The following is a 13,798-nucleotide window of genomic DNA, read 5'->3' on the forward strand; positions in this document are numbered from 1 at the left end:
CCCGTCCATTACGGTCTGAATTTTTAAGTATCCGTTTTTTTCACCAATTTTGTTATTTAGCTCTTTTGCCGCATTTTCTGTTATGGTGATATTCATTGGACACACCTCCTTTATCATTTTTCCTATAATGGGAATTTATTATTTATTAAAAAGAGTAGTTTTTTTATTTGACATAAGTTAATGAAATACAAACACCCCGATTCTTTATTAAAAGTAGGATCGGGGAATTTAATATATTGAAATAGGTTATTATTGAGGCTTCTTTATGGAGAGTTTTAGCTATTTTTCAACTTGTGAATTTCCCTGGAGTGTTCGGAAATCATCAGATCATAATATTCAAGGTCATGTTTGGTGGCCATAGAATTTTTGATTTCTTTTACATCATCTACAACAGTGTCTACTTTAGTTTCTAAGGCTTCCATTCTTTCATTTGTTTCGGAAATCTTTATATTCGTGGCTGCTACTGTATTAATTAATTGATATAAGAGATCCCCTTGTCTTTTTTGTTCCGTTGTTAATCTTTGATCCATTGTGTTTACCTTTTGGTCCAAGTTATCAAGTTTGTCCAATATCAACTTGAGTGTTTTTTCCATCATTCTCACCACCTTCTTTAATTGCTTTTATTATAGCAGGTTTATGTAGATATTTGTCGATGGGTTTCAAGAAAAGGGGGTCAGGTACCGAAGTTTAGAATTACTTTCATTCACGACGCCTCCTTTATTCTTTACTAGATTATTGTTTTTGGTATTTTCTGAATTTTCTTTAAAAAGCGTGATTTATTTAACGGTAATGATTTTTATTTTCGCTTAATCTAATGGAGAGTCTTCTTTTCTCAATCTCATATTTGTTCAGGCATAAATTTGAATTCTAACAAGGGGGTTTGGTTTATGTATCAACAGGCATCCTGGATGATCACTTTACTTTTTAGTGTTTTTGTCATTCTCATCTTTGTCACCGTATTGTTGAAGTCAGGAAAAAGAGTCGATTATGGAAAAATTCAAACGAAGGGGTATTTTATTCGGAGTGTTTGGTTTGTCGTTGTATTTTCAGTGATGTTGGCAGCCACTTATTTTACACTTCAGGACCTGCCTTTTGAGGGGGCTGAAGCAGAAGAAACTCCTGTCGATGTTCAGGTAACGGCAATACAGTTCGGATTTGATGTATCTTTGGACACCTTGAAGGTTGGGGATTATGCTGCTTTTCATGTAACCAGTAAAGATGTGAATCATGGTTTCGGTTTATTTGACGACCAATTGACTATTGTTGCTCAAACCCAAGCGATGCCTGAATACACAAACACTGTGTATTATAAATTCACTAAGCCTGGAACCTACACCATTCTGTGTATGGAGTATTGTGGAATGGCCCATCATCTGATGAAACGTGAGATTAAAGTTACTGAATAATGGACTATTGGGGGGGAATTCTGATGACTACTACGTTACATGTAGCAATCGATTCTAAAACGAAAAAGGCCGTTGTTTTTCCACTGGTCTTCTCTGGGGTCATCCTGCTATTAATGATGATTTTTGGCGTTGTGATGCTTCTTGGACAGGGAAAACTAATTGAGCTGAATCCAATCATGTTCTATAAAATAATGACGATTCATGGTACTGGAATGATTGGCGTTTCTGCATTAGCCGGGTCTTGTATCATCTGGTATTTTCTTAAACAGTATGTTCCTCTAAATACAGCGGTTTTTCGTTTGAATGTTTACTTATTTCTAGTTGGTGTCGCCATGGTGTTAGTGGGAATATTTGCTTATGATTTTGCAGGTGCATGGACATTTCTATACCCTCTACCCGCCCAATCCGGAGGAATGTGGGGGAAAACAGGTGCTGCGCTATATCTTGGCGGAATGCTTGTGATTGGAACTGGATTTTTGATTCTTCTTTTAGAAGCAGCCCGCGCGATCATTAAGCAATATGGAAGCCTTGCCACTTCGCTCGGCTGGCCACAAATACTTGGGAAAGAAAAAGGCTTCGGCCCTCCTCCTACTGTTGTCGCAAGTACAATGGTATGCATTGTTGATATTATCGCCCTTATTACTGGTGCTGCCCTCCTATCGATGAGCCTGATCAACGTCTTTGTACCGAGTTTTACCATTGATCCTCTCCTTGCGAAAAACTTAACTTATGCATTCGGACATGTATTTGCCAACTCGATTATTTACATGGGGGTCATCGTGGTCTATGAATTACTTCCTAGATACACCGGGCGTCCATGGAAGTCCAATAAAATCTTTTTAATCGCCTGGAATATGTCGACACTATTTACCCTTATTGTTTACCCTCACCATTTACTCATGGACTTTGTTATGCCGAAGTGGATGATCGTCATGGGCCAAGTGCTTTCTTATATGAATGGACTTCCTGTTTTAGTGGTAACGGCATTTGGAGCCTTGATGATTGTCTATCGTTCGGGGATTAAGTGGGACGTTGCCTCAAGCTTCCTCTACCTCTCCATGTTTGGCTGGGTCATTGGCGTTGTCCCGGCAATTATCGATGCAACAATTGTTATTAATCATGTGATGCACAATACGAAATGGGTCCCTGGGCATTTTCATATGTACATGGGCTTAGGCGCATGTGCGATGATTTTAGGATTCATGTATTATCTGACAAGAATGGAAGGCGGAAGAATCGATAATAAGCTAGACTATCTAACATTATGGCTCTATATCCTTGCTTTCCTAGGATTATCGGGTTCCTTCTTATTTTCTGGAAAGTCTAGTGCTCCTAGGCGTTGGGCTGAGCATTTTCCAGAATGGATTCCTGCAGATGTGGTTGCTGCTTTCTTTGGAACCTTTGTAATGATTACCTTCCTTTTGTTTCTCGTTCGGTTTATATCCTATTCCAGCAATATTGGTTCGAAAATAAATCAATCCGATGATATTAGGCCGTCCACACATGGATAGAAAAAGTATTTGTATGGCGATTGGAATTGCCATTCTTGGCACGGTGATCCTCTTTTACAGCACCGATCATTTTCAAGCTTTTACGGCAGAACAAGCCCGAAGGATAGATGTATTAACCAATACACCGTCCGTTCCAACTGTAACATTTGAGGATAGTAAGAGCGAAACTTTTACCTTTTCTGATTTTCATGGAAAATACATTCTAGCTACTTACATTTACACAAGTTGTGGAGATGTATGCCCGGTCGTTGAAATGAACTTTCAAAGTATTTATTCCCAGCTGCCTGCAAACATTTTAGGTGAACAACTACAGCTATTAAGTATTAGTTTTGACACGGTAAGAGATACATCCCATCACTTAGAACAACACCGAGAGATGTTTCAAGCTGATGGCATCCATTGGAGAATGGTCCGTGTTCCTGATCAACAGGAGTTAGATTTATTATTAGAGCAATCAGGTGTCATTGTGATTCCAGTTGGGAATGAGTTTGAACATAATGCCGCCTTTTATCTAATTAATCCAGAAGGTCAATTAATCAAAATATTTGATTATAATTCTCCCAATCAAGTTGTCAATGAACTTAAACAAATCCTTTCTTTTTAAAGGAGAAACCGAATGAAAAGAATGATTATAAGCTTGGGATTGGTTTTGGTTTTAAGTATTCCGCCAATTAGACATGGTTTAGAAGAATCGATGATTGGACAAATGCTTATACAAATTCCTTTGTTAGCTTTGGCTGGCTATATTCTTGGAATCGGACTTAGAAAGCGAATGTCCCCCCTTTTGTCCAGGTACAATCAATATGGCATCCCTGGGTTACTCATTGTTACTTTTGCTAACATTTATTGGATCCTGCCGCGGTCGATTGATGCTGCTCTAAACCATGCCTTTTTTGAAACGATAAAGTTTATAACCGTCCCTTTATTGATTGGTTTTCCACTTGCCTTAAGCTGGGGACGCCTTCATTTAACGGTCAAAGGGTTTGTTTGGGCGAATGTGATTTCAATGTCTTTTGTCATGGGGTGGCTTTACGCCAATTCACCGATCCGTTTGTGCAATAATTATTTAACAGAGCAGCAGCTTCAACTGGGAAATTCATTCATGCTCATCTCCGTATTTTTACTCATCTCATTTTTTTGCAAACTCTTTTTTGTCGGAATGAAAAATAGCCAGTAACCCAGCTATTATAAATATGACCGCTTCCCAAAAACCCTATTAAACTTCTGAATTGGAGCTGTCTCTGTTTATGATTACGGCTTACTTACAAACAAAATTGAGGTGATATGCTTGGACTATATTAAACCTGAGCAGTTGGTGGAGGATGTTGCAAAAACAGGTGCCTATAAAGCGTCCTTGTCTATAAAAGATTTATTAATAAAGGGAGGACTGGCTGGTGCATATTTGGGATTTGCAACCACACTTGCCTTTACGGCTGCGACGGAAACAAAGCTGGGTATTGTCGGGGCTTTTGTATTTCCTGTTGGATTTGTCCTGATTTTATTGTTAGGACTTGAACTGGTAACGGGAAATTTTGCTATGCTGCCACTTGCGAGGTTAAGAGGATTAATCTCTTGTAAGGACGTTTTTTATAACTTCTACTGGGCATTTATTGGAAATCTATTGGGCAGTTTTTTTTATGGAATCTTATTTTATATTACTGTAACGAAGCTTGGGCATGTGACGGATGGAGTGATGATTGAAAAAATCATTGCTGTAGCGGAAGGAAAAACAATCGCTTATAAAAGCTTAGGCAGTGATGGAATGATCCTTTCCGTAACAAAAGCAATCTTGTGTAACTGGCTGGTTACCTTAGGTGCCTTTATGGCCTTTGTTTCCAGCTCTGTTATCGGAAAAATCGCGGCCATGTGGCTTCCCGTATTTATATTTTTTGCCCATGGATTCGAGCATGCAGTGGTAAATATGTTTGTTCTGCCCACAGCGATTCTCATGGGAGCAGATATCACGGTTACGGACTGGTGGGTTTGGAATCAAATCCCTGTAACCATTGGGAACTTTATCGGTGGTTTTCTATTTACTGGATTATCCTTGCATTTGGTCAACAAAAAGAAGAGCAGGTCAGAAAACAATCTTAGCATTGTTACGAACACCCAGGTACCTAAATCAGATGCGTAGATTGATAAAGAGCAAAAAACGGGGTCAGTCCCCCGGTACATTAAAGCTTTAGCTTACCTGGGGACTGACCCTTAAAATTGTTCTGTTACTTTATATTTTAAAAATCCATATCTATGACTTCTTTAATAGTCCCTGTAACTCGATCACTTTCGAGCAATTGACCTTCTTTCAAATCGTTCACATCATTAGCTTGTTCCACAACGGGCTTTGTGTTACTTGGATTAGCAGGATCAACTGGACGAACAATAAGATCATTTTTAAGTAAGTTAATCTCACTTAATAACTCGCTGCGAAGGGTTTTTATCAACGTTTGGAATTGATCCTTATCTAACTTTTGCTCACCGAGTTTCGTTACAAAATCCTGTAATTCGTTTGTTTGAACGGATCCCACCTCAATACGACCAACATCTAAACGGGAGGCAAATTCTTGTTTAAGTAGGTTGATCTTACCTAGAAACTCTTCACGAAGTGTATCTATTGTCTCTTCTTTTTCAACTTTATCCATATCCTGCTCAACAAGCTTCGTTATATAATCCTCCAGTTCATTTGCTTGTGCCTTTTGCTCAAGAAATGAATACACCTTTGGAGAAATTTTCGAAGTTTTTAAAGTCAACCCTGCCTGTTCTTTTTTACTTCTTGATTCCATATTCATTAATCTGAACACATCCGTTTGGAGATTAGCAGCCGTTAAAAAAAAGTTTGAAAGAGCGTAAAATGGTGCAAACATCTGTGCACCCAGATGTGAATCCATATTGTTTACTCTGAAAGCAGACTGATCACCAAGATGATTATCTTTGTTGCTCATACGTTCTTCTCCCCTTCTTATGCGAAAACAGCGTTTGTTTCATGTCTGCTTAAAATTTCTAGTCCATACAAATTTAACTTTCTTGAATCAGGTAGGAATAGATGATTTTGCTCTCTAATTTCTACGCCATACCTTGCATCAATCGATTCCTCGATGAAGCATTTAAGTATCCCAGCGATTCCACCTATATAAACATATTTATAGACCTTATCTTTAGGAGATGGGAAGGTGTTTTCCATTTTCGTTAATAAATTTTGCGTGTACTCCCTTAATGACTCATGAATTTGCTCAGTAAGATCTACTTTTTTACCGCTATTTCCATCCCGTTGCTCCATTTTTGTTTTCTCAATGTTTACAATAATGAATTCTTCAAGTGAGCGAACATCCTCAAAATACTCAAGTAACTTTTCACTTCTGAGTTTATCGATATGCTTTAAGTACGAAATGTCTGCAAAGCAGTTCAATGAATCCCTGCTCTTAGGAGCCTGAAGTCCCGTTTGGAGCAAGGCAAGATCAACCGTCCCTCCCCCTAAATCCACAATTAGGGTTTCAGAGTTATTTAATGAATTGGCTTCCTCACGATCCTGTAAATCAAAATCTTTTTTAATTGCCCAACGAGCAACTTCGCTTTCAATCCGGCATTTGCTTGTTTCGACGTGAATGGAAATAACTCTTTCTAATCCTGGAGTTAAAATCGCTACCTGGTGCTCCCCTTCAAATCGGCTTGCCATTTTATTTTGCATATCACTGAACTTGTTCGTTTTCTTGAGTAACCAAATTGGAAGCATGGTTGAAAAATAATGAATGTTTACTCTGTTATCTTCTTTGCCGTTACCTTTTAATACATTGTAATAGGCCACTGAAGCCAGGAACATCACATATGGAATCTCGGATTCTGTTTTATCATGAAGCTTGTTGATATGAATATTTCCTAACACCTGTTTTTCCGCTGAATCGCCCACCAGATAATATTTCTCTACACCGTCTATCTTCGTTGATATGAGCATGTTTTGAAGAAGAGATTGGGAATCATTAAAAGTAGACGGATAGTGGCCGTCTGCCTTTTCCTTCGTTATTTCTACTACATTTGTAGGAACCTCAAAATAATAACCATCCACAAGGGTTTGAAAGATAGAATTACCAAAATCGACATTATGACGTTTTATATCCATTATTTCTCCTCTTTTCATGCTTTTTCCTGATAATAAGTATATATTCTTTTCTACTATTTGTCTAAATATGTTGATAATTTACTAGATTTTGAAAATTTAATATTTCAAATTATGTTTTCCAGGGGACGGTGACCCCAAAATTCACAGGTTTCCAGTATGGTATTCATGAATCCACCGCAAATCGCTACGCGATTGCGTGGGTTTTAACGAGAATTTCAGACAGATACATCGCATTAGTTAATATGGAAAGGTGAATTTGTACCCTTCTTTCATCAAAAAAAAGACAGCTGAATAAACAGCTGTTCCTTATTTCGGCGCCTGTCACCGTCAAGTCTCATAACCGCATTTACTCACCCCTGCAATACTATTTTTGCTTCTAGTCTATTAAATAAGCTCAAATATGGAGGAAATAATCCTGCATTTGTTTGTATTAGGTTTATAAAATTTTTTTATCCTGTGCTTTTTACTAAATATAAAAAGACATCTACTTTCATGTTTCGTTAGTAGATGCCTTAGTTAACATAATAAATTATAATAAATTTATTTAGAAGTACTTAAAAGGAACAAATGGTTGAAATCTGATACAATCGGAATGGAGTCACTTTTTTCCATAGAATTAATTGTTCATACTGTTCACAGATATTGCATTAGAATAAAATTACTATGCATCTCCCTTTCATTAATAGAAATCCTGACTGCTAAATCTTTGGTTCGTAAAACAAAATCCTTCACACCGATAAATTCAGATTCAGCAATCAAATAGAATTGTGTTCCCTTTTTTAGCCCTTTAAAATTATTCTTTAGCTTATAGATCTTCATTATTTTTCCAAGTTACTCCCATGATCTTTATTAAAAATGAAACTAGATGAAATACTCATCAAAAATATGGCGGTGAAACGTTATGAGAATAAATTTAACAGAGAATCAATTGGAGGAAATAAAACGAATCGTTCAAAAGGTACTATCAATAAAAGGAATAAAACCAACAGATGAATATCTATTTATCCATTGTTTTTTGAAAATACAGAAAGAAACCGTCTATTATCATTTGTTCACAGATATTGATAAGTTAATCATCCGCTGCTATGCTCGCGTGTTTGATAACTTGGGTCTGAGCATGACGATCAGAAGCATAGCAAAAAATGTATTTGAATATCTGAAAAACCAAACCGGATTAGATAACACAATATATATAGAAAACGGTGTAGAGTTAAAATTTTAATTTTTAAGCAGAAACTAGAGTTAACTATAACTATTGATTAGGAAATATAATAGCTTCCAACCACCTGAGTTCTAATTTCATCTACATTTTTATGAACTAAACAACTTTGTATTTTAGCGCCAGCGCTCTAATTTTTTTAAGAATTTTTTTGTATACATTTTATTGAGAAAAAATTTCTCCACTCGATTCATATCTGATTCCTGAAACTTTTTTAAACTTAATGCATAAAATTCATCGAATGTTAAATCTGAATGCTTCCATTCACCATTTTGGTAACAATGATGACAGTATTTTTCTGACGGTGTTCCATCCTTTTCGGTTCCAAATTCACTTGACACTTTCATGGGCATGCCACAGCTTTGACACAGGTTTGGTTTTGCCATTTTTACTCCTCCGATTTTGTTTTGTTTTGAATTTATTTTGTTTTGAATTTGTCATTCCTTGAACTCTGCTACTCCTTCTTCCACTCCTCCCTATTTATTTTACACTACGTATTTGAAGTAGTTAAGATAATATGAATTTTTGATCGTGTTAGTGAGTTTTCCCATTGTTTTTCTCTTCATATCTTTGCTTACAGGGCGATGGAGTTATTTTGCGTGGAGTATCCCATCTTCCTTTGCTGCGGGATTAACAGGTTTAATGATAACTATTAACCAAATTAAAAAAGAGCGAAAAGACGCGTAATGATACTTCATCTATTCCATAAGTGGGGCTTTAATTATATGAGGTTCTCATGGATTTTTGAGATAAAACCTACACCTTATTAAATAAGATGTCTTGTCCTTAATCGAGGAGCTAGCAAAAGTAAAATAAGCGGAGAGTTTCCGGTTAAATGCAGAATGGAGCTCTTTTCGGGGGATATAAGGGGAGGTTTTCCGACTATGCAAAGCAAAATCTCCCATTTTCACGCTTTTCGAGTCAATAGGCGGAATCTCTCCGTCTATTTAAGCCCTTTTTAATAATAATTACCAATTAAGCGGAATTTTTCCGTCTATTTATCAGCTCGGGTGCTTAGCCTCAGCCTCATCCCCAAACCGATAAGTGCGGACCCTCTTGATCCTAGATACGGGAATCAGCAGCTTATTTTCAACCAACTTATTAAGATCAATAAAATTGGTACTCATAGCGGCACTGCAATTGACAGAAGTTTTTACCCTATTTTTCAATTGTACAATATTTATGTCCATCAGAATAATGAGGTCAATTGCTAAGTCAAAGTTAATGAAATCAAAGCACTCATTTATGCGAACATGATGGTCACTGTTCGCTATGGACTCCGTTAACAAGCTGCTTCATTGCGTTTAACTCCGAGGAAAGCGCCAGAAACCATTCCTTATCCCCTGTTAATAATGCCAAGTCTAGGAGAAATTCAATTTGTGCCTTATTGGTTACATTTGAAACAGGGAGCTTTTTAACCTGTTGGCTTATAATAGGTATGGTTTTGCCAACCGTTTGGTTATTGTCACTTGTAACTACCTTTACCTTCAATACTCCATCTATACTAGATAGAGCTTCAATATAACCGATTATTAATTCTCCATCCCATGATTCCGCCTTAATCCAATCACCTGTTTTTAATATAGTATTATTATTTGAGAACATGCTTTTTTTCACCTTCTTGAATTAATTTAAGTTTCACCCTGCAGGATATGGGATTTAACTGTAACTTTTTTTATTACATTTCAAAGAAAGAATTCAGTAGCCATAAACCGGTTATTGCCGCTTATTTTACAAGATTAACAACTTCTTTGATTGTATACTCCTTTAAATATTCTCCCATGTGTTCTTCCACACCAAAGAAAATGCTACATAGGACTCTTTCCATATTCGCTCCAACAATACAATTTTCATTGGAATCTGGACACTTTGGCTTTAGTGCACCTTCTGAGGTAATCTTATAGATATCCCAAAGATTCACTTCACTTAGATCTAGCACAAAAATAAATCCGCCGCCTGTTCCCTCTTTTGATTTAATAAATCCATGTTTTTTTAACAAACTTAGCACTTTTCGTATACGTACCGGATGGACGCCAGCACTTTCAGAGATGGCCTCACTAGTTGACATGCGGTCCGTCTGTAACGCAAGAAAAGTTAAACTATGAATGGCAAGGGTAAAATCACTATTCATGAGCTTGCCTCCTAAGACAACTTTTCATCTATATTTACTAATACATTTATGGTCTGCATTTTTTTAAAAATTAATAACGTTCTGTAATAGTAAACATTACAGATAAGCTAGTCAAGACTTCAGCTTATTGGTTCATGGTAAGCAGGTTTGATTTATATGCCCCACTGTTTTTTGACCTGTTCTTCTGCTATTCGTTTAATTTTTTCCCATGTGATATCTTTTTTCACAATCACGTTAGTATGGTAGTTTTGATCATTAAAATTTACTTTCACAAATACTTCAATCATCCGTTTTTCCTCCTATTAAAAATTCCTAGAGAAGCGTAGCTTGGTATGGTATATAGAGTCACCATACTTCTACACACTCCTGACGTGCATTTTTTGATCTATACACTTTTAAATGTAACAAAAAACATTACAGTTTCTATACTGTAAATTTAAACGTTACAGTTCATTTTGTCAATTGTAAAGTTTTGGATTATACGCTCGTCCATCAATTTTATGTTAATAATCTTAATATTCTGTTAAAATAAATCACAGATAATTGTAGATCGATTGGACTTGAGGTGAATGAAAATGTATAGGATTCCATTATTTGAAAATGATGTACCAGTAGCTCTCTTCTGCTCTTAATGGGGTGAAGGTGACTACATCTCTCCGTAAGGGCAATTTCGACCTAACTAAAAAACGGAGGGCATATAAATTGAAAAACAGCTTATTAGGTTCTATATATTTAGCTTTAGCATCCAGTATTTGGGGCGGGATGTACGTTGTTGTTAAAATTGTAGTATCGGTGATTCCCCCACTGGAACTTGTGTGGATGCGTTATTTAGTGGCTATTGCCACACTTCTCGTTGCCGGCTTCATCACACGACAAAAATGGCGAATCGATAAACGACATATCTTATTAATCATAGCCATTGGTCTCGTTGGTAACGCCCTTTCAATTGTTACACAGGAAACGGGGACCATGCTGTCCTCCGCACAAATGGGAGCTATCATTACATCTTCAACACCAGCATTTATGGTTATTTTTGCTCGCTTACTCCTTAAAGAACGGTTGACGTTAAAAAAGGGACTCTCCGTTTGTTTAGCGACGATTGGGGTTTTTCTCATTGTTGGAGTCGGTCATGTGGACTTTTCCAGTACACTTGGTGGGATATCACTAATTATTGCTGCTTTAACCTGGGCTCTCATGTCGGTACTCATAAAGCTTGTGCCTAGTGATTATTCACAAATTGTGGTAACGACCTATTCCATCTTGGTAGCCCTAATCGTGTTAACACCTTTTGTTTTGCCTCGATTACACGCAATGAATATCTCTCAACTGACTCACCCGACCATTTGGGGAGGAGTCTTGTATTTGGGTATTGTCTCAACAGCAGGCGGATTTCTACTTTGGAATCGTGGATTACAAATGCTCAATGCCTCTAGTGGAGGGATATTTTTCTTCTTTCAACCCGTGGTTGGGACCTTACTCGGTTGGGTTATTTTAGGAGAGAAGATAGGTGTAACGTTTTGGATGGGCTCCATCCTGATTCTTATTGGTGTTTTATTGGTTATTATGGAGAAAAAATAGGATGAAAAAACCTTTTCAACTGTTCCTAACGGGTTTACTTGTGAGGTGCAAAACGTTAAATCACAGACCTATTCACACAGCAAATAACATATATTTCACAACACAAATCACAATATATTTCACAGTCAATAAGGCTTAGAGTTAATTTCAACTCTAAGCTTTTTTTGTATTATCTTATTTCACTAAAGCACCCGTTAATTGAATAAGAAATAACTAGTAATAAAAGAAATATAGGGCAGAAATAAGTAAACTTAAGATTGCACTAATAACTCTAATCAAAGTAAATTTTCTTCTTATTCCTGCTTTTTTTTCTAAGTCACTGATATAAATATTCGTTAATACAAAACCAAAAAGTATAATTCCGTATCCTAGAATATCATATTCTTTAACCAGATACTTCATTGTGGCTATGGCAATAAGAATATTTCCGATTGTACCTACAATCACATTGAAGTACAGACCTTGTTTGTTTTCTTGCACTTAAATACCCCCTATAAATTAAACAACCATTCTTTGTGATATTTTACCATAAATAATCATTAACCTTGTTGAACTATTCTGCTCCGACAGCTTAAGTACAAAGTTTCACAATCTTTCTTCTGCAAAAAGGAAAAAGGCGACCTCCTTCTAGAAGTATCGCACCCTTTAGTTTAAGAACATTTATTCACAAACTTCTTTTTTTGGAATGGCAATGGTAAACAATATTGTTGTTATTTCAATCATAAAAAAAGAACCAAATTAGGTAACGGGTTCTGTTATGAAGTACAAAACCGCAAAATGCCATTAAAATTGTATAACTAAAGGCACCGCAACTGGTAGCAAATCTGTCATAAGGTTTGTATCAAAAAGCGGTGCTTTTTCTATTTCAGTAAATTGACCTGAGAATAACAATATAAAAAAGGGAGTCTGGTCGTTTTGTGAAAATAAGTAAAAGATAGAAAAATGAAACTCTTCAGTTTTTATATCGTATTACAATTAACTAAACAGTATAATTTGAACGCAACTTAAATTACCAAGGGGGAATTAGTATGGGTTTTAAACAAATCAAAAAAATAGGAGGCATCTTTTTCTTAATTAGCTCGTTTTTTCTGTTTACAGGTTGTTCGGAAAAAAAGCCTGAACTCCAAGAAAAAGTGGTTATTTCAACAGATGATAAAAATAAGGAAGCAGTTCGTGCTGTTCTTGAATCAGAATTTACGGTTCCTAATGAAGAATACATACTTCTCCAAAAAAACATCGAGAAGAAAATGGATGAATTAATGAGCAAACCTCCTGGAAGCGAAATCGGTGCTTCGCCCGATGGTACACCAGAATGGAATGCTTACAAAGAATTTGTGGAAAAAACATACAAACCTTATTTTACGGATAATGCGTTTGAGAAGCTTCTTCCTACTAATCAAGCTTTCCAGTTCCACTTAAGTACTGAACTGGAGGAAGTTCGTTATGAAATGAAAGTTAGTGATATACAAGTGACTAAAAGTGAGAATAGTAACTCACCCAAGTTTTATCACTTTATCGCACAGGTAGAATATACAAACAACGACGGGAAAGTATCACAACACGAAATAAAAGGAATGGCGATTCTTTCAGAAGAAGGCAAAATTGGAACGTTTGAAATCCGTGAGCTTGGCGGGTTACAGGAGAAAATAGAAGTAGATAAAGGATATTAATAATCGAGAAATTAAGCACTGCCCTCGGGCAGTGCTTAAATATTTATTAACGTTTATAAATAATATTGTTCCAGTCATACACCTTATCAGCGATTCCAATTCGCTGTGCTGGTGTTTTTTTTCACCATTTGTAGTAATGGTCTTACACAAATTGTAGTATAAGAACGCCCCC

General features: G+C 36.5%; 17 protein-coding genes. 8 read left to right on the forward strand and 9 right to left on the reverse strand.

The window, feature by feature from the left end; translation table 11 throughout:
- Positions 1-275: 275 nt before the first annotated feature.
- Entirely contained in the window at positions 276-593 is a 318-nt protein-coding gene (locus tag BDR01S_RS22790; RefSeq protein ID WP_066255683.1) for a hypothetical protein, read from the reverse strand.
- A gap of 294 nt (positions 594-887) precedes the next feature.
- Here BDR01S_RS22790 and BDR01S_RS22795 point away from each other — a divergent pair, with 294 nt between their 5' ends.
- The 5 genes from BDR01S_RS22795 (at position 888) to BDR01S_RS22815 (ending at position 5,051) form a co-directional block, all read left to right on the forward strand.
- A complete protein-coding gene (locus BDR01S_RS22795; protein WP_066255686.1) occupies positions 888-1,406 on the forward strand; it encodes a cupredoxin domain-containing protein in 519 nt (172 codons plus the stop codon).
- Positions 1,407-1,429: 23 nt separating this feature from the next.
- Complete coding sequence (locus tag BDR01S_RS22800; protein ID WP_066255688.1) at positions 1,430-2,917, forward strand: cbb3-type cytochrome c oxidase subunit I; 1,488 nt, start codon at positions 1,430-1,432, stop codon at positions 2,915-2,917.
- Positions 2,910-3,521 carry an SCO family protein gene (locus tag BDR01S_RS22805; protein ID WP_066255692.1) on the forward strand — a complete coding sequence of 204 codons (612 nt, stop codon included), beginning with the start codon at positions 2,910-2,912 and terminating at the stop codon, positions 3,519-3,521. The genes BDR01S_RS22800 and BDR01S_RS22805 overlap by 8 nt, the downstream gene beginning before the upstream one ends.
- Positions 3,522-3,533: 12 nt before the next feature.
- Positions 3,534-4,094, forward strand: coding sequence for a hypothetical protein (locus BDR01S_RS22810; protein WP_066255695.1), 561 nt, complete (start codon positions 3,534-3,536; stop codon positions 4,092-4,094).
- A gap of 111 nt (positions 4,095-4,205) precedes the next feature.
- Positions 4,206-5,051 carry a formate/nitrite transporter family protein gene (locus tag BDR01S_RS22815; RefSeq protein ID WP_066255700.1) on the forward strand — a complete coding sequence of 282 codons (846 nt, stop codon included), beginning with the start codon at positions 4,206-4,208 and terminating at the stop codon, positions 5,049-5,051.
- A 97-nt stretch (positions 5,052-5,148) separates the two neighbouring features.
- Here the strand turns inward: BDR01S_RS22815 and BDR01S_RS22820 are convergent, their stop codons facing one another.
- The 3 genes from BDR01S_RS22820 to BDR01S_RS22830 all read right to left on the reverse strand — a co-directional run bounded on the left by BDR01S_RS22820 (position 5,149) and on the right by BDR01S_RS22830 (position 7,847).
- Positions 5,149-5,856, reverse strand: coding sequence for a hypothetical protein (locus BDR01S_RS22820; RefSeq protein WP_066255702.1), 708 nt, complete (start codon positions 5,854-5,856; stop codon positions 5,149-5,151).
- A gap of 17 nt (positions 5,857-5,873) precedes the next feature.
- Positions 5,874-7,028 (reverse strand): ParM/StbA family protein, encoded by a 1,155-nt coding sequence (locus BDR01S_RS22825; protein ID WP_066255705.1) that lies wholly within the window; start codon positions 7,026-7,028, stop codon positions 5,874-5,876.
- Positions 7,029-7,661: 633 nt separating this feature from the next.
- Entirely contained in the window at positions 7,662-7,847 is a 186-nt protein-coding gene (locus BDR01S_RS22830; RefSeq protein ID WP_066255708.1) for a hypothetical protein, read from the reverse strand.
- Positions 7,848-7,929: 82 nt separating this feature from the next.
- Here BDR01S_RS22830 and BDR01S_RS22835 point away from each other — a divergent pair, with 82 nt between their 5' ends.
- The gene (locus tag BDR01S_RS22835; RefSeq protein ID WP_066255710.1) at positions 7,930-8,250 is read left to right on the forward strand and encodes a hypothetical protein; all 321 of its coding nucleotides are present in this window, start codon (positions 7,930-7,932) and stop codon (positions 8,248-8,250) included.
- Positions 8,251-8,363: 113 nt separating this feature from the next.
- Here the strand turns inward: BDR01S_RS22835 and BDR01S_RS22840 are convergent, their stop codons facing one another.
- The 4 genes from BDR01S_RS22840 to BDR01S_RS22855 all read right to left on the reverse strand — a co-directional run bounded on the left by BDR01S_RS22840 (position 8,364) and on the right by BDR01S_RS22855 (position 10,665).
- Positions 8,364-8,633 carry a zinc ribbon domain-containing protein gene (locus BDR01S_RS22840; protein WP_066255713.1) on the reverse strand — a complete coding sequence of 90 codons (270 nt, stop codon included), beginning with the start codon at positions 8,631-8,633 and terminating at the stop codon, positions 8,364-8,366.
- Between the two features lie 874 nt (positions 8,634-9,507).
- Entirely contained in the window at positions 9,508-9,852 is a 345-nt protein-coding gene (locus BDR01S_RS22845) for an IDEAL domain-containing protein (RefSeq protein WP_066255715.1), read from the reverse strand.
- Between the two features lie 121 nt (positions 9,853-9,973).
- Positions 9,974-10,378 carry an RrF2 family transcriptional regulator gene (locus BDR01S_RS22850; protein WP_066255722.1) on the reverse strand — a complete coding sequence of 135 codons (405 nt, stop codon included), beginning with the start codon at positions 10,376-10,378 and terminating at the stop codon, positions 9,974-9,976.
- Between the two features lie 152 nt (positions 10,379-10,530).
- Positions 10,531-10,665, reverse strand: a complete 135-nt coding sequence (locus BDR01S_RS22855) for a BA3454 family stress response protein (RefSeq protein WP_066255724.1) — start codon at positions 10,663-10,665, stop codon at positions 10,531-10,533.
- A 415-nt stretch (positions 10,666-11,080) separates the two neighbouring features.
- Between BDR01S_RS22855 and BDR01S_RS22860 the strand changes: the two genes are divergently transcribed.
- Positions 11,081-11,956, forward strand: coding sequence for a DMT family transporter (locus BDR01S_RS22860; protein ID WP_066255729.1), 876 nt, complete (start codon positions 11,081-11,083; stop codon positions 11,954-11,956).
- Positions 11,957-12,169: 213 nt separating this feature from the next.
- On the opposite strand, the gene BDR01S_RS22865 is transcribed toward BDR01S_RS22860, so the two are convergent.
- Positions 12,170-12,436, reverse strand: coding sequence for a hypothetical protein (locus tag BDR01S_RS22865; RefSeq protein WP_066255731.1), 267 nt, complete (start codon positions 12,434-12,436; stop codon positions 12,170-12,172).
- A 548-nt stretch (positions 12,437-12,984) separates the two neighbouring features.
- Here BDR01S_RS22865 and BDR01S_RS22870 point away from each other — a divergent pair.
- Positions 12,985-13,626 (forward strand): hypothetical protein, encoded by a 642-nt coding sequence (locus tag BDR01S_RS22870; RefSeq protein ID WP_066255734.1) that lies wholly within the window; start codon positions 12,985-12,987, stop codon positions 13,624-13,626.
- Positions 13,627-13,798: the final 172 nt, after the last annotated feature.

This window comes from Neobacillus drentensis NBRC 102427 (genome assembly GCF_001591445.1).
Lineage (GTDB): Bacteria > Bacillota > Bacilli > Bacillales > Cytobacillaceae > Neobacillus > Neobacillus drentensis.

What these genes read in the sequence shown, in the direction of transcription:
- BDR01S_RS22850 (WP_066255722.1), bottom strand. Translation starts at nt 10,378, where the DNA reads ATGAATAGTGATTTTACCCTTGCCATTCATAGTTTAACTTTTCTTGCG.
- BDR01S_RS22795 (WP_066255686.1), top strand. Translation starts at nt 888, where the DNA reads ATGTATCAACAGGCATCCTGGATGATCACTTTACTTTTTAGTGTTTTT.
- BDR01S_RS22805 (WP_066255692.1), top strand. Translation starts at nt 2,910, where the DNA reads ATGGATAGAAAAAGTATTTGTATGGCGATTGGAATTGCCATTCTTGGC.
- BDR01S_RS22855 (WP_066255724.1), bottom strand. Translation starts at nt 10,665, where the DNA reads ATGATTGAAGTATTTGTGAAAGTAAATTTTAATGATCAAAACTACCAT.
- BDR01S_RS22835 (WP_066255710.1), top strand. Translation starts at nt 7,930, where the DNA reads ATGAGAATAAATTTAACAGAGAATCAATTGGAGGAAATAAAACGAATC.
- BDR01S_RS22840 (WP_066255713.1), bottom strand. Translation starts at nt 8,633, where the DNA reads ATGGCAAAACCAAACCTGTGTCAAAGCTGTGGCATGCCCATGAAAGTG.
- BDR01S_RS22825 (WP_066255705.1), bottom strand. Translation starts at nt 7,028, where the DNA reads ATGGATATAAAACGTCATAATGTCGATTTTGGTAATTCTATCTTTCAA.
- BDR01S_RS22800 (WP_066255688.1), top strand. Translation starts at nt 1,430, where the DNA reads ATGACTACTACGTTACATGTAGCAATCGATTCTAAAACGAAAAAGGCC.
- BDR01S_RS22845 (WP_066255715.1), bottom strand. Translation starts at nt 9,852, where the DNA reads ATGTTCTCAAATAATAATACTATATTAAAAACAGGTGATTGGATTAAG.
- BDR01S_RS22810 (WP_066255695.1), top strand. Translation starts at nt 3,534, where the DNA reads ATGAAAAGAATGATTATAAGCTTGGGATTGGTTTTGGTTTTAAGTATT.
- BDR01S_RS22870 (WP_066255734.1), top strand. Translation starts at nt 12,985, where the DNA reads ATGGGTTTTAAACAAATCAAAAAAATAGGAGGCATCTTTTTCTTAATT.
- BDR01S_RS22820 (WP_066255702.1), bottom strand. Translation starts at nt 5,856, where the DNA reads ATGAGCAACAAAGATAATCATCTTGGTGATCAGTCTGCTTTCAGAGTA.
- BDR01S_RS22790 (WP_066255683.1), bottom strand. Translation starts at nt 593, where the DNA reads ATGGAAAAAACACTCAAGTTGATATTGGACAAACTTGATAACTTGGAC.
- BDR01S_RS22830 (WP_066255708.1), bottom strand. Translation starts at nt 7,847, where the DNA reads ATGAAGATCTATAAGCTAAAGAATAATTTTAAAGGGCTAAAAAAGGGA.